The sequence below is a fragment of the Protofrankia sp. Cr2 genome, from assembly GCF_963555885.1.
GTDB lineage: Bacteria > Actinomycetota > Actinomycetes > Frankiales > Frankiaceae > Protofrankia.
In genome coordinates, this window is sequence record NZ_CAUVXG010000010.1 from 78,080 (window position 1) to 101,292 (window position 23,213).

Below are 23,213 nucleotides of genomic sequence, written 5' to 3' on the forward strand. Positions count from 1 at the left end.
GATCAGGTGGGGTACGACAATCCCGTATCACCCGCCGCGGACCCCTCGTGCGAAGTGTCCCGCGTCCAGAGCTGGTCCGCCGCCCAGACGCGCTGTGATGCGCATACCTGGCCGGTCCGGGCATTTTCTTCCGGACTTTCGGACGCCCTCAGTGTGACATGTGGACCATGGCGAGATCGCGTTCGTCCACTTACGCAACGCTCACCGGATGTCCCGCGCAGATGTCCTGCCCCGAGTGTCCCGCGAGGCGACCAGAATTACCATGCATACCTGATCGACCACAGATCGTGCAATCATGGGCCTTCCCGCGTAACCGGAGACCCATCGTGCCTGCCGTTGCACAGCTGCTCATCCATGGGGCGGCATCCATGGGGCGGGCAGGCGGTAGCGTACCGGCAATGACCGCCGTAGTCGGGCCGGACCCCTTGGCCCGCCTCGCCACCCTGCCGGGCGTCACCGACGCGGTCACCGCTGCCCGAACGTCGGTGGACACCCTGTTACGACACCGAGTCATGCGCCGCGACAGCGCCAAGGTGACAGCCGAGGCATCGTTGCGCACCGCGCGCGCATCAGCAGCGCTGGACGGTCACGACATCGATCTGGACGATCTGCGCGACCACCTCGTCCACGATCTTCCGGTGGCGACCGTCGCCGGTGACAGTGACTCGCTCAGGGTCACGCTGGGCGCGGTCCGGCTCCACGCGGAGCTGGGGACACTTCGCGACACCTGGGATCGGGCACCCCGCCAGGCACTCGCCCGGATGCACGTGCTCGTCGCGCGCGGCCTGCTCACCGACGCCGATCTCGGACGCCCACGGGTAGCGGGTCGGTCCAGCCCGGCCGTCGAGCCGGCCGTCATGGACGACCTGCCCACCCCGGCCACAGCGGGCAGCTGCACCGACCCGGCGGATCCCCTTGCCCTGGGCCCGGCACCGACACCCGCCGAAGCCACCGCGCGGCTGGACGGGCTCACACAGCTGCTGCTGGCCCGGACGTCCGCCCCGGCGATCATCACGGCGGCGATCGTGGAGGGCGAACTGCTGGCCATCCGTCCGTTCGGTGCCTTTGACGGGATCATCGCCCGGGCGGCCGGACGGCTGGTACTCATCAGCCGGGGCCTGGACCCCAAGGCCGTGACCGCCACGGATGTCGGGCATGTGGAAGCCGCGCAGATCCCCGGCGAGCAGACGTGCACCGGCGGCGCCCCAGGTGGCTATGCCGCGGCGGCACGCGCCTACATCGGGACCGATGCCCGGGGCGTCGGTCAATGGATCATCCACTATGCACGGGCCGTGGAGCTGGGTGCCCGCGAGTCCCTCGCCATCTGCGAGGCCATCACCCGCGCCAGCTGAGGCGCGCCGGCCAGCGGGCGGGCGGGCACGCCGCAACCGCGCCCGGATGACGGTTTCGCCGCCCACGGAAAGGGTACGCATCGGCAATGTCGAGCGAGCCCATCGCGCCCTCGTCCGGCAATCGTGGGATCCCTGGCGGCTGACGACGAGATCCCACGGACGGCTCCCGCGACGCCCCCCAAACGGGAGCCGTCCCCCCGGTCGCCACGCTCCTCTTTCCGGCTGCTCTGGGTCCTCCAGGAACTCTGGGTCCTCCAGGAACTCTGGGTCCTCCAGGAGCTCTGAGTCGGTATAAATCTTAATTAGACCATATATGGGGCTTGTGGAGGGAAAATCCTCCACAAGCCCCATATGCGTCATGGTGAGCATCCGTCCCCATCCCCGACGACGGAAGGGCACTGCCATGACGTCCGCACCGCCCGCTCCTGCCCTGGCTGTACCCGAGCCCGAACCGAGCCTCCGGCCGCTGACCATCACCGATGATCCACAGCTCCTCGACAACGTCCTCCGGCTCGCCGCGGCTGCCGGCGTCACCGTGAACGCCGTGGTCGACGCGCACCTCGCCCGCAGGTACTGGAACAACGCCCCGCTCGTCGTCGTCGGCGCCGACCGGGTGGCGTCATGCGTGGCCGCCGGCCTGCCACGGCGTCCGGGCGTGGTCCTGCTGAGCTCCGACCTCGACGACGGTGGCGTATGGGAGGCGGCGGTGCGTCTGGGCGCCGAGCATGTGGCCTTCCTGCCGGACGCGGAAGACTGGCTCGTCGAGGCGTTCGCCACCGCCACCGAACCGAATCAGCGCCGCGCCACCGTCGTAGGCGTGATCGGTGGGCGAGGCGGTGCAGGGGCCACCAGTCTCGCGATCGCGTTGACCCTGGCGTCCTTGCGCCGAGACCTCAGTACCGTGCTGGTGGATGCCGACCCGCTCGGCGGGGGGATCGACCTTGCTCTCGGAATTGAGGATCGACCAGGCATGCGCTGGCCGGACCTCGCAGCGACCCGCGGGCGAACTCCCCGCCGGTTGCTGGCCGAGTCGCTGCCCTGTCTCGGGGACCTCGCCGTGCTGTCCTGGGACAGGACCAGCCCGACCGCGATCCCGCCGGCCGTCATGACCTCAATGCTGACCAGTGCCCGGCGCGGTAAGGATCTGCTCGTCGTCGATCTTCCCCGGTTTCCCGACCAGGCCGCCGCCATCGCGATGCAGGTGGCAGAAATGATCATTGTGGTCGTGCCGGCCGAGGTCCGCGCCATCGCCGCCGCCGGCCGGATCTGCGACACCGCGAACCGGCACTGTTCGGACCTCCGTCTTGTCGTGCGGCTCCCGGGCCCGGCCCGGCTGGATGCCGAGGCGGTCTCGGACGCGCTCGCGCTGCCGGTTGCCGGGGTACTGAGGCACGAATCGGGCCTCGCGACCGGGCTCGAACGAGGAGAACCGCCGGGTAGCCGCCGCCGGAGCTCTCTCGCCAGGGTCAGCGGGCGGATCCTCAACGAACTGGGTCTGGCGCACGCGGACGTGGCTGCATGAGCGCGTATCCGGGCGGCAGTCCGACCGTGGGGGCCACGCCGGGTCATCCGTCCCATGACATCGCGGTCGAACGGGCCGGAACAGATCACCTACGACCCACACCGGGCACGGCCGCTGCCTGCGGTATGACGGGCGGGACGCAGCCGGACGAGGCGCTCCTGGCCGGCATCCGGAGAAGGCTCGTAAGCGCGGACGGGACGCTGACATCCTCGCGAATCGCCATGGCGGTCCGGGCGGAAACCGGACCGGTCGACAGCGACTCGCTCGCACTGCACCGTTCGCTCCAGTCGGAGCTCGTCGGTGCCGGGCCACTCGAGCCACTGCTCGCCGATCCGGCCATAACCGACATTTTGGTCAATGGACCCGACGAGGTCTGGATAGATCGAGGTGTCGGTCTCGAGCGATCCACCGTCACCTTTACCGACCATGACGCGGTACGTCGCCTCGCGGTCCGCCTGGCCGCGGCGACCGGGCGGCGCCTCGACGCGGCAACCCCGTTCGTCGACGCGAGGCTCGGTGACGGCACCCGCCTGCACGCGGTGCTCGCCCCGGTCTCGGTAGCAGGGACATGTCTGTCGCTGCGGATCCCCAGACGGCGACCCTTCACATTGGGCGACCTTGTTGTGACCGGGACGATACAACCTGCCATGGCGGAGGTACTGGACGCGCTTGTCCGCGCTCGCCTGGCAACCCTGGTCACGGGCGGAACGGGTTCAGGAAAGACCACCTTGTTGGCCGCACTTCTGGGTCGGGTCGACCCGGGCGAACGTGTTGTCGTCGTGGAGGACACCGTGGAACTCGTCGCCGATCTCGCGCATGTCGTGCGGCTGGAGTCCCGTCCGCCCAACATCGAGGGTGCCGGCGGGATCGATCTGGGCGATCTGGTTCGTCAGGCACTGCGGATGCGACCGGACCGAATCGTTGTGGGTGAGGTCCGCGGCGCCGAAGTCGTAGACCTTCTGGTCGCGCTCAACACGGGCCACGAAGGGAGCCTGAGCACCATCCATGCCAATACGCCGGCGGACGTCCCGGCGCGGCTGGAGGCTCTCGCCGCGCTTGCCGGACTGGACCGCGCCGCGGTGCACAGCCAACTCGCATCGGCGGTACAGGCTGTCGTCCATATCAACCGAGATCGTGATGGAATGCGCAGACTTACCGAAATCGGCGTATTTTACCGCGACCAGAGCGGGCTTGTCCGCGTTCTCGGCGCCCTGCGCCTACGCCAGCATCACGTAACGCCGGCGGACCCCGAACGCGAGGCAACGGCCAGCGTGGTCGTGGCCGGGGCGGGCGCCCTCGTCCTTGATCGACTACTTGCCGAACGCGGCGGGCCACGTCCGGGCATGCTTCGCGAGAGTGCCCCAGGCAGCCAGTGATGCTGACGCTGGCCACCATCTGCGCAGCCGCTGCCGCCGCACTCGCCTCGGGACCGATCGGACGGCGTCCACCACAGGTTCGGGTGGCGACGACGAGGCCACCGGCGACCGGGCGGTCCGGCAGGGACGTGAACGACCTACCGGAACCGCCAGTAGCCCGTACCTGGGTACTACCGGCGATCTGGGCCGCTGCGGCAGCTGTCAGCGGCGCCTGTTTCGGGCCGGTAGTGGCCTGCGTCACCGTGGTCGCCGCTGTGAGCGCCCACCGAGCCATGCGACGCGCGGCGGTACGACGCTGGCACGACGCTCAGCGTGCCGACGCCCAGGAGGTGCTCGCCGCCCTCGCCACCGAACTGGAGGCGGGCCGAAGCCCGTCCGAAGCACTGCGCACAGCCGTCGAAGACGTCGGTGATGAGACGAATCGGCCGCGCTTTCGCCACCGCCCGCCGCGCCGCGGTACCCGTGTGAGCGACTCTCGGGCGTTGCGCACCGGGCTTGCCCACCGGCTGGACCCGGCGGCCACATTGGAACGTTGCCAAGCGCCAACCTTGCGCCAGCTTGCGGCCGCCTGGCGGGTGAGCCAGATCGCCGGTATTCCACTGGCTCCGATGGCGAACAGGCTCGCCGCGGTGGTCCGGGCCGAGCGGGAGAAGGACTGCGAGGTATCGGCAGCACTCGCCGGACCACGCGCATCAGGACGGCTGGTCGCCGCCTTGCCTCTTGCCGGGATCGGGCTCGGCATGCTCATCGGCGCTTCCCCGTTGGACGTCCTACTCAACACCCCGGTTGGAACCGTCTGTCTCGCGATCGGTGCCATGCTCGACCTCGCCGGCCTGGCATGGATCAACAGACTCACCGAAACGGCTCGATCGCGGGGAGGGACCGACCAGCCCCGCTCCGACGTCCAGCCGATGGTGGCGGTGGCGCTGTGACCGGGCCGCCGCAGTGGGCCATGCTTGTCGCCGCGGCGACAGCCATGGCGTCGGCGTCGTGGCTGGCCGGAATCACAACACTAGGCGATCATGTGTGGCGTCGGACACGCTCGCTCACCCCGCCGACCCAGGCCGACACAACGCCGACGCGAGCGCTTGTGACCAGGCACATGTCGAAGGGTCGCAACGAAGCCGCGCAGGGCCACCGCAGCGCAAGCATCCGCCGCTGGAGCAACGGGTGGGGGAACCGTTGGAGCTACGGTTCGAGCGAGGAAGCACAACCCGCCGCGGGCAGGTCGGTGCTTCGGCGGATCGCTCTCGGGACCGCAGCCGGCATCGGTCCAACCGTTGTGTTCGGTGGTCCCGCGGGAATAGTGAGCGGCATCGTTCTCGGCGTGGCCGCAGTCCGCCTGTTGGCGGCTGTGCCGGATAGCCACACCCGACGCCACCACGAACGCCTTGCCTACGACCTGCCACTGGCCCTCGACCTCATGGCGGCATGCCTGACCGCCGGCGCACCAGTCGTGGCGGCCTTGGAGATCGTCGCCGACGCGGTCGGCGGACCACTCGGCACGGAGCTGGGCCTGGTCGGACGCGCTCTGCGGCTTGGAGCGCCCATCGGCGAGGCCTGTCACCGGTTGCTCGAGCCCGCCCCCGGGGGCCGGCCCATGCCGAGCTGGTGGGCCATCACAGGCGTACCGGAGGGCACAACGGCGGCGCGTGAGATCGCGACGTTCGCACGGGCGCTGCACCGGACCGAGGACTCGGGCGCCCGACTAGCGGCAACGCTTGAACGACTCGCGGACCAGACCCGCGCACAACAGCAGGAACGCGCTCTGGTCGCGGCACGCCGAGCGGGAGTCGCCGCGGTCGCACCACTCGGGCTGTGCTTCCTGCCCGCATTCATTGCATTGGGGGTCGTGCCGGTGGTGGCAGGGGCTGGCACGGGTCTGGCACTGCTATGACCGCGCTTGTCGGGTTCGACCGGACCCGACCGAACCCGACCGAACCCGAGCGGGTCCCACCGGGTCCCACCGGGTCCGGCGACACGGGACGCGCACCTGTCAGAACCTGCTGTGAATCGTCTGGCCCGATGACCCACGCCCAACCGGCCTGTGGACAACAGGCCGTCATCCACAGCGCGATGTTCGCGCTCGCCACCAACGCATTCGCACGAAATAATACCTATACGGATCGAAGAAAAATTCCGAACGACATTCGGAGTTCCCGCCACCGGCAGGAGCGGCCGATCTGGAGGTCACCCGTCATGTCCGCACTCCCGTCACGCGACCATCTGATCGTTACTCATTGGAGGCAACTGCTGGTCAGCATATTCGTGGATCTGCTCACACCAGTGACGACCAGCGCGTCACATCAGGTTCGAGCCGGCGGCGGGAACATCGGGTTCAGATCGATTCGGAAACGCCGCGACGACGCGGGAATGTCGACAGCCGAGTACGCCGTGGGCACGGTCGCCGCGGTCGGGTTCGCCGCTGTTCTCTATGCGGTAATCCACAGTCCGGCAACTCGCGCTCTCCTGGCCAACGTGGTCAGCCGGGCGTTGTCGATTCCCTTCTGAGGCCTGAAACCGAAGAGAGCACGGTCATACCTATGATCCGGAGACGGACGGCCCCGGTGATGTCAATGGGCCGAAGGATGCGTGCTGATGATCTTCAGCCTGCGCCCGGAGGCCACGCAGCAGACACCGTTCCATGTCCCGTAGTGGCTGCCGCTCAGCGGCACACGGCTCGCGACGGCGGCCAGGCGACCGCCGAACTGGCAGTCGCGATTCCGTCCCTGATACTCGTTCTGCTGATTGCGATCTGGCTTCTCAGCGCGGTATCCCTTCAGGCTCAATGCGCGGAGGCAGCTCGCGTCGGAGCCCGTGCGGCTGCTCGCGGGGAAACCGACGAAGTAGTGCGCTCATGGTCGAGGAGGGCCGCGCCACGTGGTGCCGAGATATCTGTCAACCACGGCAGGAACTTTGTTGTGGTACAGGTCCGTCTAGGTGTCCGGGCAACCGGGGGACTCGCTGACATCATGCCTTCAGTCAACATCATGATGTCCTCGACAGCGCCGCTCGAATCAGCAGAAACAATCTGATCGGCCCTCAGAACACGCCATGTTTTGAATGGTTGGTCACAGCGGGAGGAAGAGCGATGTCTGCTACCGACACGGACCGGTCATACCTGTACGGGCGCCCCGACCGGCGGCGCCGCAGCGCATCTGACGGCTGGCACACGCCGCGCAGGAAAGACCCCGGCGATACGGGCTCGGCGACCATCCTCATGCTTTCCGCATTCCTCGTTCTCGGGACCTTGACCGGCGTCGTCCTGATGGTCGCAATGATCGCGGTCTGTCGCCAGCGGGCCGCGAACGCCGCCGACATGGCCGCGCTCGCGGCCGCGGGCGACCCATCCGGCGACCCGCTGTCCATGTGCGCACGGGCCCGCGAAATCGGGCTCGCGAACCATGGCCGTGTCCTGTCCTGCACGATATCGGGGGGCACCGTGGAGATCGCAGCAGCGATCGACCTTCCGGGCGCGCTCCGGGGCTTTGGACCGTTGGTTGCTCGAGCCCGTGCCGGCCCGTGGTACGGAACCGTCAGTGATGATCTAGCTAGCAGTACCGTCGGGGTGCCGGCTGACAGGCTACGAAGACGTGTCCCGGCCGGCTCCGACCGGATCGAGTCGCCGCAGTACGGCCTCCAGCAACCGGCGCGCGGCCGGCTTGTCCAGCGGCTCGTTCCCGTTTCCACACTTGGGCGACTGCACGCACGACGGGCATCCGGCAGCGCACTCACATGCCGCGATCACGTCTCGAGTCGCCCGGAGCCACGGTTCACCGCGCAGAAAACCCCGTTCGGCGAAACCGGCTCCACCCGGATGACCGTCATAGACGAATACCGTGGTCCGGCCCGTATCCGGATGCAGCGCAGTGGACACTCCCCCGATGTCCCACCGATCACAGGTCGCGAACAGCGGGAGGATGCCGATCGCCGCGTGTTCGGCCGCATGGACCGCGCCAGGGACGTCATCCTCGTCGATCTCCGCCTCGGCCAACAACCCGTCGGTCACCGTGTACCAGACTGCCCGGGTACGCAGGTGTCGTGCGGGAAGGTCGAGCGGCTCCTCTCCGACGACGCGTCCGGTCACGATCTGGCGCCGCTGGTAGGCGACCACCTGACTACTGACCTCAACCGTCCCCAGATGCAGTGCGACCTCGCCTACCGTCCGGGAACGGGCCACGTCCAGCACTCTGATATCGGTGCGCTCCCGGGCCCAGGTCGTCCAGTCGGGCGTATCCGCCTCAACGAAGGCGACTGCCACGTCAAGGTCGAATTCGATGACCACGTAAAAACTGCCCTGGTGGAGATACACCGCGCCACAGTGGACCGTCGAATGCGATGTCGCGGCATCCACCGTTCCGAGCAGACGCCCTGTCGATGCCTCCACGATCCGCACAGGCGCACCACCCACGCCACGGATGTCAACATCAGGTCGGTGACGGTGGGTCCAGTACCACCCTGCCGGTCGGCGCCGGAGCCGGCCACGACGCACGAGGTCATCGACTGTGGTGCGGGCGACCGGCCCGAAAAGATCCAGGTCGGCTTCGGTCAGCGGCAGTTCCGCCGCCGCGCACTCGAGATGGGGGCCGAGCACATAGGGGTTGTCAGGATCAAGCACGGTGGCCTCGACCGGCCGACCGAACAGGGCCTCCTGGTGGTGCACGAGATAGGTGTCGAGAGGATCATCACGAGCGACCAGGACCGCAACGGCTCCCTGGCCGTTACGACCCGCACGGCCAGCCTGCTGCCACAACGACGCAAGAGTGCCCGGATACCCGGTGATGATGGCGGCATCCAGCCCGGTGACGTCCACGCCCAGTTCGAGAGCGTTCGTCGCGGCAACCCCGAGCAGTCGTCCCGAACGCAGGTCCGCCTCCAGCGCCCGGCGTTCTTCCGGCAGATAGCCCGCGCGATAGGCCGCGACCCGGTCGACGAGATCCCTCGAAACGTCGGACAACGCTCGCCGGGCGGACTGCGCGACTACTTCCGCCGCCCTTCGCGACCGCACGAACACAAGAGTACGCACGCCGTCGGCGACGAGATCGGCAAGCAGGTCCGAAGCCTCCGCAGTCGCCGAGCGGCGGACCGACGCACCGGCATGGCCATGGATCGACGACTCCCCCTGTCCTGCAGGTCCCATCCCAGCGGGCGCCGGCGCCACTACCGCCGACACGGCCGAGCGCCGGGGCTGCATCGACGGCGTCGATTGCACGGCGGGTTGTTCGGAACCTGCCGGTTGGGTACCGGCAGGGTGGCGACCTGCCGGATACGGCCGCGGCCGGGATGGTTCAGGCGGCGCGGGCGGCTGCCACGGGGTGATGAGGGGAGGTTCATACAGTACAAACCGAGTCGCGCCTCTCGGGGAGGCGTCATCCTCGACGACCTCGACATCGAGCCCGGTAAGGCGGCCAGCGGAGCGACCCGGGTCGGAGACCGTCGCCGATGCCAGCACGAACACGGGCGTCGACCCGTACCGCGCAGCCACCCGTCTCAGCCGCCGCAGTATCTGTGCGACGTGGGAGCCGAACACGCCCCGATAACCGTGACACTCGTCGACCACGACATATCGAAGACCCCGCAGGAACGCGGCCCACCGCCGATGGGACGGCAGGACACCGCGATGCAACATGTCAGGATTGGTCAACACGAACGTCGCGTGAGCCCGGACCCAGTCACGTTCGGACGCGGGTGTGTCGCCGTCGTACGTGGCGGCGCGTACTCCGGTCAGGTTGAGCGCACGAACAGCGCGGAGCTGGTCGTTCGCCAGTGCCTTGGTGGGAGCGAGATAGAGCGCCCGGGCGGACGCTTGGGCCAGCAGGTCACTGAGCACGGGCATGAGGTATCCCAGCGACTTACCCGAAGCCGTACCGGTCGCCAGTACGACGCTGCCTCCGCCATGTGCATGCTCGGCGGCGAGCGCCTGATGGCTCCACGGCTCATCGATCCCGGCGGCACGCAGCCGTGAGACCAGCACCGGATCCGCCCACACCGGCCAGGGAACCCGCGTACCAACCCGGGCCGGCACATGTTCCACGTGTGTCACGCACCGCCGCCGGCTGGCGTCCGCAAAAAGTCGATCAAGAATCAGGGCACCACGATCCGGTGCGTCCTCGGGCACCACGGTTGCGGCCACAGCAGCTCAGCGTAGGTCAGGATCCCCGAACAGGGGTACCCCGGCTGGGCGGACGTGCTCGTCCACCGGGTCAACCAGCCGGTGACCACCGCTGGACCACCGCGGCGTAGCGGCGGCAACAAACCGACGGCACGACCGGCCACAACTACAACTACAACCACATATCAACCAACAACAGACAAGGAGAAGACGAATGGATCACAATCCAATGCCGGACAGCGACCGATGCACCCGGCGGCTGTGTCGCGGTGAGCCGGATTGATCCGAGCGTGGGAGGGTAGTGGCGCCGTGATGTCGGCCGTCCGGCCGGACGGCTGTGGAGCACACGCCAGGAGGAACCGTGGACCTGTCTCTCACGACCCGGGTGGAAGGGGACTTCACGATCGTCGTCGTGGGCGGCGAGATTGATGTCTACACCGCGCCGAAGCTGCGCGAGCAGCTCATCGATCTCGTGTCGGGCGGGTCATACCATCTCATCGTCGATATGGAAGGCGTCGAGTTCCTCGACTCGACCGGCCTTGGTGTGCTCGTCGGAGGCCTCAAGCGAGTCCGCGCACATGAGGGGTCGCTGCGCCTGGTCTGCACCCAGGAACGGATATTGAAAATCTTCCGGATCACCGGTCTGACGAAGGTCTTCCCCATCCACGCCTCCGTTGAGGAGGCGCTCGCCGCGAAGGACTAGGCAGGCCCCAGCCGCCCGCAGACGTCACGGTCAGGCGTACGCGTGGCCAGGGGGTTGGGACCACGTCGGCGGAGGTGGGCACGGTCCCGCTGCCGGGCGAAGGGGCGATATCACCCAGACGGTCGGCAAGACATCGGAAGCCGGACGGTCCTATGCTCGGTCATTCCACCTGCGCCCGAACCGTCACCCACCCCAGAACACGATCTCCGCATCGAGAGGCAGGTAAGCGACGCATGCCCACCGTCGAATTGCGCTTCGCCGCCCTGCCGGGCCACGTCCGTACAGCCAGGATGATCGCAGCTGCGGTCAGTCGACGTTCGGGCGTACCCGAGGAGATCATGGACGAGGTCAAGCTCGCGGTCGGCGAAGCGTGCGCCCGGGCCGTCAGCGTGAACCGCCGGTTCGACCCACAGGCGCTCGTGATCGTCCGGGCCGGTGATGATGACGACGTGTTCGAGGTATCGGTGTCCGACTGCGGGCCGGGAGGTCACCGGATTTCGCCCGCTCACCACGACGGCCAGGTCTGCACGCCCGAAATGATCAATATCGACGGCGCTCAGATCGGCGAGGACATCGGCGACGAAATGTCCTCGGTGGTTCCCACGGGGCTCGGTCTCGCTCTCATCCAGGGCCTGGTGGATGACGTCACCATCACCGCGCGGCCCGACTCGGCCGGAACGGTGGTCACGATGCGCTGGCCGATCAGCAAGACAGCGGACACGTCGATCCTGGCGATCTGACCGCGCTCCGCCACAGCCGAGGCGGTCGCGGGCCACGGCACGAGGCACGAGGCACGGCACGAGCCACTGCACAGCGTCGTCCACGGCCGCTTCGTCCCGACGGCTTCATCCACCACCGCTACACGAATGACATGCCCAACGTGTCAAACCGTAACATTTACCAACCAGAGTCACCCGAAAAGCGAGCGCGTGTTACAGCCGTATGGATAGACTGCGCCGCATCGCACACTCGGTCGATCAGGCCGGGTGGGATGCCGTGAGTGCTCCCCGTGGTACCGGACGGAGGTTCGGGGGGAACGCGGGCCAGCGCGTTGGTTGCCGTGTGACGGTGCGACAGCGGGCCGGGTGACCACCCGGACTCGTCCCAGCCGGCAGTCATGCTGGCCATCGCACCCGATGCGTCGACGTATGCGCCAGTCCGGCGTCCCTTCGTACCCGAACGGTGACCTCGAGGACGTCGTCAGGTGCGACGTCGGGCCGTGCGCGCCCATCGCGACGCCATAATGGCGCCGGGCGAACGCGGAGGGTGCACCGACCTGACCGGGAGGGCCCATGGTCCCGATCCAAGCCGAGGCAGGCACGAACCCGAGTGCTGTCGCTATTGAACTTAGCGGAGGTCAGCTCGGGCTGGTCGCCGGTGTGGCGGCCGTCGCAGCGATTGCGTTGGTGGTTGCCGGCTACTTGGTCCGCGAGGTGCTCGCCGCGAGCCAGGGAAGCCCCCAGATGATCGAAGTCGGTCGCGCTGTTCAAGAAGGCGCCGCAGCTTATCTGCGACGGCAGTTCATCACAGTGGCGGGTTTCGTCGTCGTGATTCCGTTCGTGCTGCTACTGCTGCCGGCGGACACGACCGGAGCCCGGGTGGGACGCTCGGTTTTCTTCGTCCTCGGGGCTGTCTTCTCCGCGCTCGTCGGCTTCGTCGGCATGTCCCTTGCCACCCGGGCGAACACCCGGACCGCCGCCGCAGCCATCCACCAGGGGGAACGCGCCGCCATGCGGATCGCCTTCCGCACCGGCGGTGTGGTCGGGATGTTCACCGTCGGTCTGGGGCTGCTCGGAGCGGCGGTCGTCGTACTGGCATTCCGTGATACGGCCCCGCAGGTCCTGGAGGGATTCGGGTTCGGCGCCGCACTGCTGGCGATGTTCATGCGAGTCGGTGGGGGTATCTTCACCAAGGCTGCGGACGTGGGAGCCGACCTCGTCGGCAAGGTCGAACAGGGCATCCCCGAGGACGACCCGCGCAACGCGGCCACGATCGCCGACAACGTGGGCGACAATGTCGGAGACTGCGCCGGCATGGCCGCCGACCTGTTCGAGTCCTACGCGGTGATGCTGGTGGCCGCGCTGATTCTCGGGGTCAAGGCATTCGGCGAGAACGGACTGGTCTTCCCGCTGCTCGTGCCGGCGGTGGGTGTACTCACCGCGATCATCGGGATCTTCTCGGTCGTCCCGCGCGACGGCGACCGCAACGGCATGGCAGCAATCAACCGGGGCTTCTTCATCTCGGCCCTGGTCTCCGCGGTCGGGGTCATCATCGTTTCGTTCGCTTACCTGCCGGACAGCTTCGCCGGTTTCCCCGGTCTGGAGAACAGCAGCCAGGACGGCGACCCGCGGTTCATCGCGATCAGCGCCGTCCTCATCGGCATCGTGCTGGCCACAGCCATCCAGCTACTCACCGGATACTTCACCGAAACCAACCGCAAACCGGTCCAGGACATCGTGAAGGCGTCCACGACCGGTCCCGCCACCAATATTCTTTCCGGTATCGGGGTCGGGCTGGAGTCAGCCGTCTATTCGGCGTTGCTCATCAGCGGGGCGGTCTTCGGCGCATACCTACTCGGATCCGGCAGTACCACGGTGGCGCTCTTCGCCGTAGCCCTGGCCGGCACCGGACTGCTGACGACAGTCGGCGTGATCATTTCAATGGATACCTTCGGGCCTGTCAGCGACAACGCCCAGGGCATCGCCGAGATGTCCGGTGCAGCCGCGGACGGCGAAGCTGCCGCGATCCTCACCTCCCTCGACGCGGTCGGCAACACCACCAAGGCCATCACCAAGGGCATCGCGATCGCCACCGCGGTGCTGGCCGCCACCGCCTTGTTCGGATCCTTCACCGACACGGTCAACGAGGCACTCATCAGCGCCGGCCGGACGGTCCAGGGCTCGCGTACCCTCGACATCGCCTACCCCGATGCGCTGGTCGGACTCATCATCGGTGCCGCGGTCGTGTTCCTGTTCGCCGGACTCGCGATCAATGCGGTCGGACGCGCCGCGGGGCGGGTAGTGGAGGAGGTACGTAACCAGTTCCGAACGAAGCCAGGAATCATGGACGGCACGGAGAAGCCCGACTACAGTGCCGTCGTCGACATCTGCACCCGGGACTCCCTGCGAGAGTTGATCACTCCAGGCACCCTTGCGGTTCTCGCTCCGATCGCGGTCGGCTTCGGGCTCGGCTACCCGTCACTGGGCGCATACCTTGCCGGAGCGATCGCCGGCGGCGTCCTCATGGCCGTCTTTCTCGCGAACTCCGGTGGGGCCTGGGATAATGCGAAGAAGTTCGTCGAGGACGGCAACTACGGCGGCAAGGGTTCCGATGTCCACGCCGCCACCGTCATCGGCGATACCGTCGGTGATCCGTTCAAGGACACCGCAGGGCCTTCAATCAACCCTCTGATCAAAGTAATGAACCTGGTCAGCCTGCTGATCGCACCATCTGTGGTGAAGTACTCGGTTGGTGATGACGAGAACAAACCACTACGGATCGCCATCGCGCTCGTGGTTGTCGCGGTGATTGCCGCAGTGATCATCTACTCGAAGCGACGTAGTACCGCCCTGGCAGCTGTACCGTCAGTGACCGAACAGCGCTCGGCCGCCAATCCAAAGGCAACGGTGTAGCCCATCCCTTCGACGGCCTCCGCCCGGCCCACAGGCGGAGGCGCAACCACCACCAGCGCGGGGCGGGGCATCCCAGCGGCGGCGATTGGGGCCGGTCCGAGCCCGCCTGGTCGGATACCGGCAGACCTGTGGGCGCAACACGGCGTACGGTCTCCTCCGGCGTCCACAACACCGGACGCCGGACGGGCCGCCGCACGGTCGGCTGACATGCCGGTGGGCGTCGACCTACTGTCGGGACATGGGCCCGGGGCTTCGCAATGAGCCCAGGACCGGTTTCCACCGGCGGTTCGGCCGATCCGCACCGACGCACCGACGCACCACGCCCGACGCACCACGCCCGACGAGCCGCAATGCCGAAGTCGAACCACCCCCCCTGCAACGAGGAGAGAAGTGCCCCCGCGCACGAAGCCGACAAACAGCGGGACGCGCCGGTCGAGCGCCGGGTCATCGACACCCGTCGTCGAACCCACGGCTTTCGACACCGGCGCCGCACCCGACACGGATGCAGACACGGACACGGACACGGACATGTCCGGTAACGGCGCCGCGTCCCGTCCCACCACACGTACGAACACGCGTGGTAGCCGATCCGACACCTCGACGAGCGCTCCCACCACAGCCGGAACCCGACTGGTGATCGTCGAGTCGCCCGCGAAGGCGAAGACCATCGCCGGATACCTCGGCCCTGGCTGGCAGGTCGAGTCCAGTATCGGGCACATCCGGGACCTGCCGCGTAACGCCGAGGAGGTGCCGGTCGCGTACAAGGGCAAACCGTGGGCGCGACTCGGGGTGGACGTCGACAACGGCTTCGAGCCGCTCTACGTCGTCACTCCCAACAAGAGATCCCAGGTCAGCAAGCTCAAGGCCCTGGTCAAGGACGCCAGCGAGCTCTACCTCGCCACAGACGAGGACCGCGAGGGCGAGGCGATCGCCTGGCACCTGCTGCAGACGCTGAAGCCGACCGTGCCGGTGAAGCGGATGGTCTTCCACGAGATCACGCCGCAGGCGATCCAGCGAGCGGTGGACAACCCGCGTGAGATCAACGAGAACCTGGTCAACGCCCAGGAAACGCGGCGGATTCTCGACCGGCTCTACGGCTACGAGGTCAGCCCGGTGCTGTGGAAAAAGGTGATGCCGAGGCTGTCGGCGGGCCGGGTCCAGAGCGTGGCAACCCGCGTCCTGGTCGAACGCGAACGCGCCCGGATGCGCTTCACCTCGGCTGAGTACTGGAACATCGAAGGTGTCTTCGGCGCGCTGGCCACGCGCGATGGTGGTTCGCAGGGCCGGGCCGCAGACGCCGAGCCACCCGACACCACTCCGTTGCCGGCGAACCTGGTCGCGCTCGACGGCCGCCGGCTGGCCACCGGACGCGACTTCGCATCCTCCGGCGAGGTCACCTCCGCGGACGTGGTGCGGCTCGACGAGCCCGCGGCACGTGCCCTGGCCGGCCGGCTCGCCGACACCGTCTTCGCAGTCCGGTCGGTGGAGACCAAGCCGTACCGCCGCTCGCCCTACCCGCCGTTCATGACCTCCACCCTGCAGCAGGAGGCCGGCCGCAAACTGCGCTTCTCCAGCCAGCGAACGATGCAGGTGGCACAGAAGCTGTACGAGAACGGCTACATCACCTACATGCGTACGGACTCGACGAACCTGTCCGAGACTGCGCTCGCCGCCGCCCGCGACCAGGCCCGGACTCTCTACGGGGCGCAGTACGTGCCCGAGCGGCCCCGCACCTACACGAAGAAGGTCAAGAACGCCCAGGAGGCGCACGAGGCGATCCGTCCGGCCGGGGATCACTTCCAGACCCCCGGTGAGGTGCGCACCGCGCTCCGCGACGACATCGACGGCTATCGGCTCTACGAACTGATCTGGCGGCGAACAGTCGCCAGCCAGATGGCTGACGCCCTCGGAACGTCGGCCACGATCCGGCTCGGTGGGGTGTCCAGCGCAGGGGAGGAGGCCGAGTTCTCGGCATCGGGAAAGGTCATCACCTTCCCTGGCTTCCTGCGCGCCTACGTCGAGGGCGCGGACGACCCAGACGCGGAGCTTGAGGACCGTGAACGCCGCCTGCCAGACGTCCGCCAAGGCGACCGATTGGCCACCCGCGAGCTGAACCCGCGCGGGCACACCACCAACCCGCCGCCGCGCTTCACCGAGGCGAGCCTGGTCAAGACCCTCGAGGAACTCGGCATCGGGCGACCGTCCACCTACGCGTCAATCATCGGGACAATCCAGGACCGCGGTTACGTGTGGAAGAAGGGCAGCGCGCTGATCCCCAGTTTCGTCGCGTTCGCCGTGGTCGGCCTGCTGGAAGAGCACTTCGGCCGGCTGGTCGACTACCGCTTCACCGCCTCGATGGAAGATGATCTCGACGACATCGCGGCCGGGACGGCAGCGTCGATCGACTGGCTCACCCGGTTCTACTTCGGCTCGGACGCGGGTCAGCCCGGCGGCGTCGCGCGTTCCGGCGGGCTCAAGCACCTGGTCAGCGAGCGACTCGGGGAGATCGACGCCCGGGAGGTGAACTCGATCCCGCTGGGTACGGCGGACGACGACCAACCGGTAATGGTCCGAGTCGGCAAATACGGCCCGTACGTCCAGCACGGCGACCAGCGGGCCAGCGTCCCTGAAGATCTTGCTCCGGATGAGCTCACCGTGGCCAGGGCGATGGAGCTGCTCGGCGCGCCGAGCGGGGACCGCTCCCTTGGCACCGACCCGGCCAGCGGCGCGACCGTGACTGTCAAGATCGGACGCTTCGGTCCGTACGTCAGCACGGACGAAGACCCGCCGCGCCGGGCGAGCCTGCTGGCCACGATGTCCCCCGAGACGGTCACTCTCACCGATGCCCTCAAGCTGCTCACCCTGCCCCGATCACTGGGCGTTGCCCATGACGGCGAAGAGGTGACGGCCCAGAATGGCCGGTACGGACCGTACGTCAAGAAGGGGTCGGAAAGCCGGTCACTGGAGTCGGAGGAACAGCTGTTCACTGTGACGTTGGATGAGGCACTTGCGCTGATCGCCCAGCCGAAGGCACGGGGACGCCGGCAAGCCGCGCAGAGCCCGCCGCTGCGCGAACTCGGCGCAGACCCGGCCACCGGTGCGCCGATGGTGGTGCGGGAGGGCCGGTTCGGCCCATATGTCACCGACGGTGAGACAAACGCGAGCCTGCGCAAAGGCGACGAGGTCGCGTCGATCACTGTGGAACGGGCAGCCGAGCTACTCGCCGACCGTCGAGCCCGCGGGCCGGCGACGCCCAGACGACGGACAGCCCGCGCCGCCGGATCAGGCACCGCCGCCGGATCAGGCAGCAAGGAGCCGGCCGCCACGAAGACCACGACGAAAAGCACCACGAAAAGCACCACGAAACGGACCACCACCAGGAAAGCCCCGGCCAAGAAGGCCGCAACCGAGAAGACCACGACAGGGCCGGACGGCGGCACATCCAGCGCCCCGTCGGCCCAGCCGCGCCGGACGGACTGATGGGCATTCCGGTAGACGGCGACGCTGGCCCGCCACGCTCGCAGACGACCCCGATGGTGTCGTCGGATGCTGGCGGGCCGTCTACCGGCAGCACGGCACCACCGGCCGGCCCTGATGAGCCGCGTCAGCACACCGAAGGAGACTTTCGCGCGGTCCTGCGGATCGCGCAGTTCCGCCGGCTCTGGCTGGCGCTGGCCCTGTCCAGCCTGGGTGACTGGATGGGCCTGCTCGCGACGACGGCCCTGGCCAGCTCGTTGCGGGCGAGTTTCTCCGACAAGGCGTTCGCCATCGGCTCCGTACTGATCGTCCGACTGCTGCCCGCGCTGATCTTCGGACCGCTCGCCGGCGTCGTAGCGGACCGCCTCGACCGGCGGTTAACGATGGTCGTCGCGGACATCCTGCGATTCGGGCTGTTCGTGTCCATTCCACTGGTCGGGACGCTGACCTGGCTGCTCATCGCATCGCTGCTGATCGAGTGCGTGAGCCTGTTCTGGAACCCGGCCAAGGACGCGAGCGTGCCGAACCTGGTACCCGCACGGCGGCTCGCGGCGGCGAACACGCTGAGTCTGATCACTACGTACGGCTCGGCGCCGCTGGGTGCGGCTATCTTCGCACTGCTGGCCACCCTGTCGCGTGCGCTGGCGTCCGGCGTGTCGTTCTTTCAGACCTCCCCGCTGGACCTCGCACTCTTCTTCAATGCGGCGACGTTCCTGGTATCAGCGATTGTGATCTTCCGGCTGCGCGGGATCGGCCGGGCCGAGCACCAGCGCACCGACCCGTATCTGGGCCTGTGGTCGTCGATCACGGAAGGTTGGCGGTTCGTCGGCCACAACCGGCTGGTCCGCGGTCTGGTGATCGGTATTCTCGGCGGGTTCGCCGGAGCCGGATGCGTGGTGGCGCTCGGGCGGCTCTACGTCCAGATCCTGGGCGGTGGTGACTCCGCGTACGGCGTCCTGTTCGGCGCGGTGTTCGTGGGGCTTGCCGCCGGGATGGCGCTGGGACCACGACTGCTCGGTGACTTCAGTCGCTCCCGTCTCTTCGGCCTGAGCGTCACCGCCGCCGGGGTGGCCATGCTGGCGGTGGCCGTTATGCCCAACCTCGTTCTCGCGTGCGTCGTTGTCGTCCTCGTCGGCATGTTCGCCGGGATCGCGTGGGTCACCGGCTACACTCTGTTGCAGGCAGAGGTGAGCGACGAGCTGCGCGGACGGACCTTCGCGCTGGTCCAGTCCCTGGTCCGTATTGATCTTCTGTTGGTGCTGGCCGTCGCACCCGCGCTGGTGGGACTCATCGGATCACACCGCATCGGCCTGTGGGGAAGCGTCCGTCTCCGTGCCGACGGGGTCACGATCGTCCTGCTCGCCGCCGGCCTGCTCGCGGTGGCCGTGGGCCTGTTCGCCTACCGGCAGATGGACCAGCGCACGGGCATCGCGGTCCTGCCCGAACTGTGGAACGCCCTGCTGGGCCGTGGCACCACAGCGCTACGCCCTCGCCACGCCGGCCTGTTCGTGGCCCTCGAAGGCGGTGAGGGATCCGGCAAATCCACCCAGGTCCAACGGTTGGGATCATGGTTGGCGTCATCCGGACGCGAAGTCGTGATCACCCGTGAACCGGGTGGGACCGCCATCGGCGCGACGCTGCGGGACCTGCTGCTCGACCCGGCGGTACGCCTGCACCCGCGTACCGAGACACTGCTCTACGCTGCGGACCGCGCCGAGCATGTCACCCGGGTCATCGAGCCGGCGCTGGCCCGGGGTGCGATCGTCATCAGCGACCGCTTCATCGACTCGTCCATCGCCTACCAGGGCGCCGGCCGCCGGCTCGGGGCGGACGAGGTCGCGGAGCTGTCGCGGTGGGCCACCCAGGCACTGGTTCCCGATGTCACGATCCTGCTCGACCTGCCCGCCGAGATCGGCCTGCGTCGGGCCCGGGAACGGGCCGGTATGTCCGGCTCGAGTGTCGATCCGGCCGGGCCGGCGACCAACCCCACCGCCGGCCTCGACCGGATCGAGGCGGAACAGGTCGCCTTCCACGAACGGGTGCGCGACGGGTTTCGCAGGCTCGCCGACAGCGCACCCGACCGCTATGTGGTCCTCGACGGGAACCGGCTACCGCAGACACTGCACAGCGAGATCCGCCACGTCATCAGCGAGCGGCTGCACACTGATCTCGACCCGGTCGCCGCGGACCCATATGTGCGGCCCACACCGGCCGAGACCGTACCACCCGAAACCATGACAGCCGAGATGCTGCCCGATCGCGCAACAACGAAGAAAGCCCCATCGGCCCGGTAGCTCCTCCCGACCGTCTCCCCACCGTCCAGGCGGCGCTTCGGCGGTCGCCGGCCGGCCCACCGGCAACCGCCGACCAACGGAGTCGGACAATGGACGGGTGAGCGTCTGGGATGTCCTGATCGGCCAGGCTCCGGTCGTCGAGACCCTCGCGGACGCGGCAACCGCGGCCGCCGGGGTGACCGCGAGTGGTACCCGTCCCGCGGCCCGCGCAGGCATGACCCATTCATGGCTGTTCACCGGCCCCGCGGGTGCTGGGCGTTCAATGGCGGCGCGCGCCTTCGCCGCAGCGTTGAACTGCGAGAATTCACCCCCGGGATGCGGTGAGTGCAGCGGGTGTCACACGGTGCTGACGGACACCGCGGCCGACCTGCGCACGGTGCGTCCGGAAGGCCTGTCGCTGGGCGTCAAGGACATCCGTGAGCTCGTCCGCGATGCCGCCAGCGCACCGACATCCGGCCGCTGGCGGGTGCTGCTTGTCGACGATGCAGACCGGCTCACCGAGCAGGCTGCCAACGCGCTGCTCAAGGCGCTGGAGGAGCCCGCCACACGGTCGGTGTTCCTACTGTGCGCACCGTCGGTGGACGACGTCCTGCCGACGGTGCGGTCCCGGTGCCGGGTGGTCGCGCTACGCCTTCCCACCCCCGCGCAGGTCGCCGGCATGCTGGAACGCGACGGAGTGGATCCCGCTCATGCGCGGCTCGCGGCCCAGGCGACCATGGGCGATGCTGACCGGGCCCGGGCGCTGGCCACCGACGAGGCAACGCGGCTCCGGCGTGCCGAGGTGCTGCGCATCCCGACCCGCCTGCAGCGCACCGGGGACTGTCTCGCCGCGGCCGCGGACCTGGTGGCGGCGGCGAACGCCGACGCGGAAGCGGCGAACACGACCCGCGATGACGCTGAGACCGACGCTCTGAAAACCGCGCTCGGTGTGGGTGCCACATCCGCCGGAACCATGGCAAAACGCGCTCGGGCGCCGAAACCCGGCGCGAAGGGCCGGGCGCTGACGGTCCGGGGCGCGGCCGGAGCTCTCAAGGAGTTGGAGAAGACACAGAAGAGCCGTGGACGACGGACCGTCCTGGACTCCCTTGACCGGGCACTGGTCGACCTCGCCGGCTGGTACCGCGACGTCCTGGTCCGGCAGCTCAGCGCACCGGTCGAGGCGATTCACCCGGACCACGGCGATGCCGTGGCGGAGGAGGCGCGGACGTCCACCCCGGAGCAGACGCTGCGTCGGCTCGAGGCCGTCCTGCGGTGTCGGCGGACCCTGGCGGCCAATCCCGGTCTCGTCCCGCTACTCACCGTAGAAGCACTTACCCTCGAGCTGCGTGCTGGCTAGATCATGGCCTACCGCTCCGCCTGCAGCGTTTTCCGCCCATTTCGCAGCCCGACATCAGACGATACGGTATGATGCGGCTACAGTTAGTACAGAATTTCCCAGGCCGGATCCATTGGTAAAAGCAGCCGCCAAGGTGGCACACCTCACACGCGGATACCGTTCATTTCCCGCCGATATGACCATTATATTCACACCACTGATTCGTCTGCCGCCGAGGCCACCCGGCCTCACCGCTCCCCGGGGGAACACAATATGGAAAGTGGGATACCGCGCACGGTACCGACCGGAGAAACCACCTCCGCAGCCGGCACGTAGGCGGCTCGGTGATGAGTGGAATCATTCGAACCCGACCCCGCACCGCCGGCAGTCGGATTCTTGGGGTGGGCGCCTACCGGCCCATGAAAGTGGTCCTCAATTCCGATATCTGCCAACGGATAGACTCGACTCCCGAGTGGATAGAAGCCCGCTCCGGTATTCGTAGCCGGCGATTCGCGACCGCGGATGAATCACTGGGCGCAATGGCTGCTACCGCCGGCGGAAAAGCCCTGGCCAGTGCCGGAATCGAAATCGCAGACGTCGGATGCATCGTGGTCGCCACCATGTCCCATGTCACGCAGTCGCCGTCGGTGGCTACCGACGTGGCCGGCCGACTAGGTGCGCGACACGCGACTGCGTTCGATCTTTCGGCCGCGTGCGCGGGTTTCTGCCATGCCCTCGCGGTGGCCAGCGACATGGTGGTCGCCGGCAGCGCCAGATACGTTCTGGTAGTCGGCACCGAAAGGATGTCGGACATCATCGACCCGCATGACCGGGGAACGGCCTTTCTGTTCGGGGACGGTGCCGGAGCGATTGTCGTCGGGCCGTCGGAAACAACGGGCATCGGGCCCGTCGTGTGGGGTTCTGACCCCTCGGGCCGGGACGCGATCGGGCACGATCACTCCTATCTGGAATGGCGCGACAACCCCGAGCTGCCCTGGCCGACGATGCGGATGGCGGGTCAGCGGGTATATCGGTGGGCCTCATGGCAGATGGCACCCGTCGCGCGTCAGGCCCTCAAGGTGGCCGGGATCGACGCGGCGGAACTCGCCGCATTCATTCCTCATCAGGCCAACATCCGTATTATCAACATGCTGTGCAAGGTACTTTCCCTGCCCGAAACGGTGACCGTCGCCCGTGACGTCGCGATCCACGGAAACACATCCGGAGCGTCCATTCCGCTCGCGATGGACGAGGTTCTCGCAAGCGGAATGGTGCCTTCCGGTGGCCTCGCGCTGCTCATCGGTTTCGGCGCGGGCCTCGCCTACGCGGCCCAGGTCGTCCGGCTCCCATGAACTTCTGGGGACCAGGAGCGCCCGGCAATGGCGACGTAGATCAAGGAGTGGGGTTGGGGTGCGTGCCCCAGCCCCGCG

15 protein-coding genes and 1 pseudogene are annotated in these 23,213 nt (G+C 68.0%); 15 read left to right on the forward strand and 1 reads right to left on the reverse strand.

All coding sequences use genetic code 11. The annotated features are described in order from the left end of the window. The first annotated feature begins 326 nt into the window (after positions 1–326). From U9978_RS07570 to U9978_RS07605, 8 genes and pseudogenes are all read left to right on the forward strand, one after another. A complete protein-coding gene (locus tag U9978_RS07570) occupies positions 327–1,352 on the forward strand; it encodes a hypothetical protein (RefSeq protein WP_322760338.1) in 1,026 nt (341 codons plus the stop codon). 403 nt (positions 1,353–1,755) lie between these two features. Beyond that, positions 1,756–2,874 carry a septum site-determining protein Ssd gene (gene ssd / locus U9978_RS07575; RefSeq protein WP_322760339.1) on the forward strand — a complete coding sequence of 373 codons (1,119 nt, stop codon included), beginning with the start codon at positions 1,756–1,758 and terminating at the stop codon, positions 2,872–2,874. Between the two features lie 125 nt (positions 2,875–2,999). Continuing rightward, positions 3,000–4,250, forward strand: a complete 1,251-nt coding sequence (locus U9978_RS07580; RefSeq protein ID WP_416210885.1) for a TadA family conjugal transfer-associated ATPase — start codon at positions 3,000–3,002, stop codon at positions 4,248–4,250. Next, entirely contained in the window at positions 4,250–5,182 is a 933-nt protein-coding gene (locus tag U9978_RS07585) for a type II secretion system F family protein (RefSeq protein ID WP_322760341.1), read from the forward strand. The genes U9978_RS07580 and U9978_RS07585 overlap by 1 nt, the downstream gene beginning before the upstream one ends. Further along, positions 5,179–6,147: a type II secretion system F family protein gene (locus tag U9978_RS07590; protein ID WP_322760342.1), complete on the forward strand. Its 969-nt coding sequence runs from the start codon at positions 5,179–5,181 to the stop codon at positions 6,145–6,147. Before U9978_RS07585 ends, U9978_RS07590 begins: the two co-directional genes overlap by 4 nt. Before the next feature lie 302 nt (positions 6,148–6,449). After that, positions 6,450–6,761, forward strand: coding sequence for a DUF4244 domain-containing protein (locus tag U9978_RS07595; protein ID WP_322760343.1), 312 nt, complete (start codon positions 6,450–6,452; stop codon positions 6,759–6,761). A 77-nt stretch (positions 6,762–6,838) separates the two neighbouring features. Then, positions 6,839–7,285, forward strand: a complete 447-nt coding sequence (locus U9978_RS07600; protein ID WP_322760344.1) for a TadE family type IV pilus minor pilin — start codon at positions 6,839–6,841, stop codon at positions 7,283–7,285. A 56-nt stretch (positions 7,286–7,341) separates the two neighbouring features. After that, a pseudogene (locus tag U9978_RS07605) lies at positions 7,342–7,761 on the forward strand (Rv3654c family TadE-like protein); the annotation flags it as partial. Between the two features lie 72 nt (positions 7,762–7,833). Here U9978_RS07605 and U9978_RS07610 read toward each other — a convergent pair. Then, complete coding sequence (locus tag U9978_RS07610; RefSeq protein ID WP_322760345.1) at positions 7,834–10,383, reverse strand: DEAD/DEAH box helicase; 2,550 nt, start codon at positions 10,381–10,383, stop codon at positions 7,834–7,836. A gap of 340 nt (positions 10,384–10,723) precedes the next feature. On the opposite strand from U9978_RS07610, the gene U9978_RS07615 reads away from it, so the two are divergent. The 7 genes from U9978_RS07615 (at position 10,724) to U9978_RS07645 (ending at position 23,135) form a co-directional block, all read left to right on the forward strand. After that, positions 10,724–11,065, forward strand: a complete 342-nt coding sequence (locus tag U9978_RS07615) for an anti-sigma factor antagonist (protein WP_322751973.1) — start codon at positions 10,724–10,726, stop codon at positions 11,063–11,065. A 233-nt stretch (positions 11,066–11,298) separates the two neighbouring features. Then, positions 11,299–11,805 (forward strand): ATP-binding protein, encoded by a 507-nt coding sequence (locus tag U9978_RS07620; protein WP_322760346.1) that lies wholly within the window; start codon positions 11,299–11,301, stop codon positions 11,803–11,805. Between the two features lie 552 nt (positions 11,806–12,357). After that, positions 12,358–14,697 (forward strand): sodium-translocating pyrophosphatase, encoded by a 2,340-nt coding sequence (locus U9978_RS07625; protein ID WP_322760347.1) that lies wholly within the window; start codon positions 12,358–12,360, stop codon positions 14,695–14,697. 390 nt (positions 14,698–15,087) lie between these two features. Continuing rightward, positions 15,088–18,177, forward strand: a complete 3,090-nt coding sequence (gene topA / locus U9978_RS07630; RefSeq protein ID WP_322760348.1) for a type I DNA topoisomerase — start codon at positions 15,088–15,090, stop codon at positions 18,175–18,177. Beyond that, positions 18,177–20,468 (forward strand): dTMP kinase, encoded by a 2,292-nt coding sequence (gene tmk / locus U9978_RS07635; protein ID WP_322760349.1) that lies wholly within the window; start codon positions 18,177–18,179, stop codon positions 20,466–20,468. The genes topA and tmk overlap by 1 nt, the downstream gene beginning before the upstream one ends. Before the next feature lie 97 nt (positions 20,469–20,565). After that, a complete protein-coding gene (locus U9978_RS07640; RefSeq protein ID WP_322760350.1) occupies positions 20,566–21,804 on the forward strand; it encodes a DNA polymerase III subunit delta' in 1,239 nt (412 codons plus the stop codon). A gap of 326 nt (positions 21,805–22,130) precedes the next feature. After that, positions 22,131–23,135 carry a beta-ketoacyl-ACP synthase III gene (locus U9978_RS07645; RefSeq protein WP_322760351.1) on the forward strand — a complete coding sequence of 335 codons (1,005 nt, stop codon included), beginning with the start codon at positions 22,131–22,133 and terminating at the stop codon, positions 23,133–23,135. The last annotated feature ends 78 nt before the right edge of the window (positions 23,136–23,213 follow it).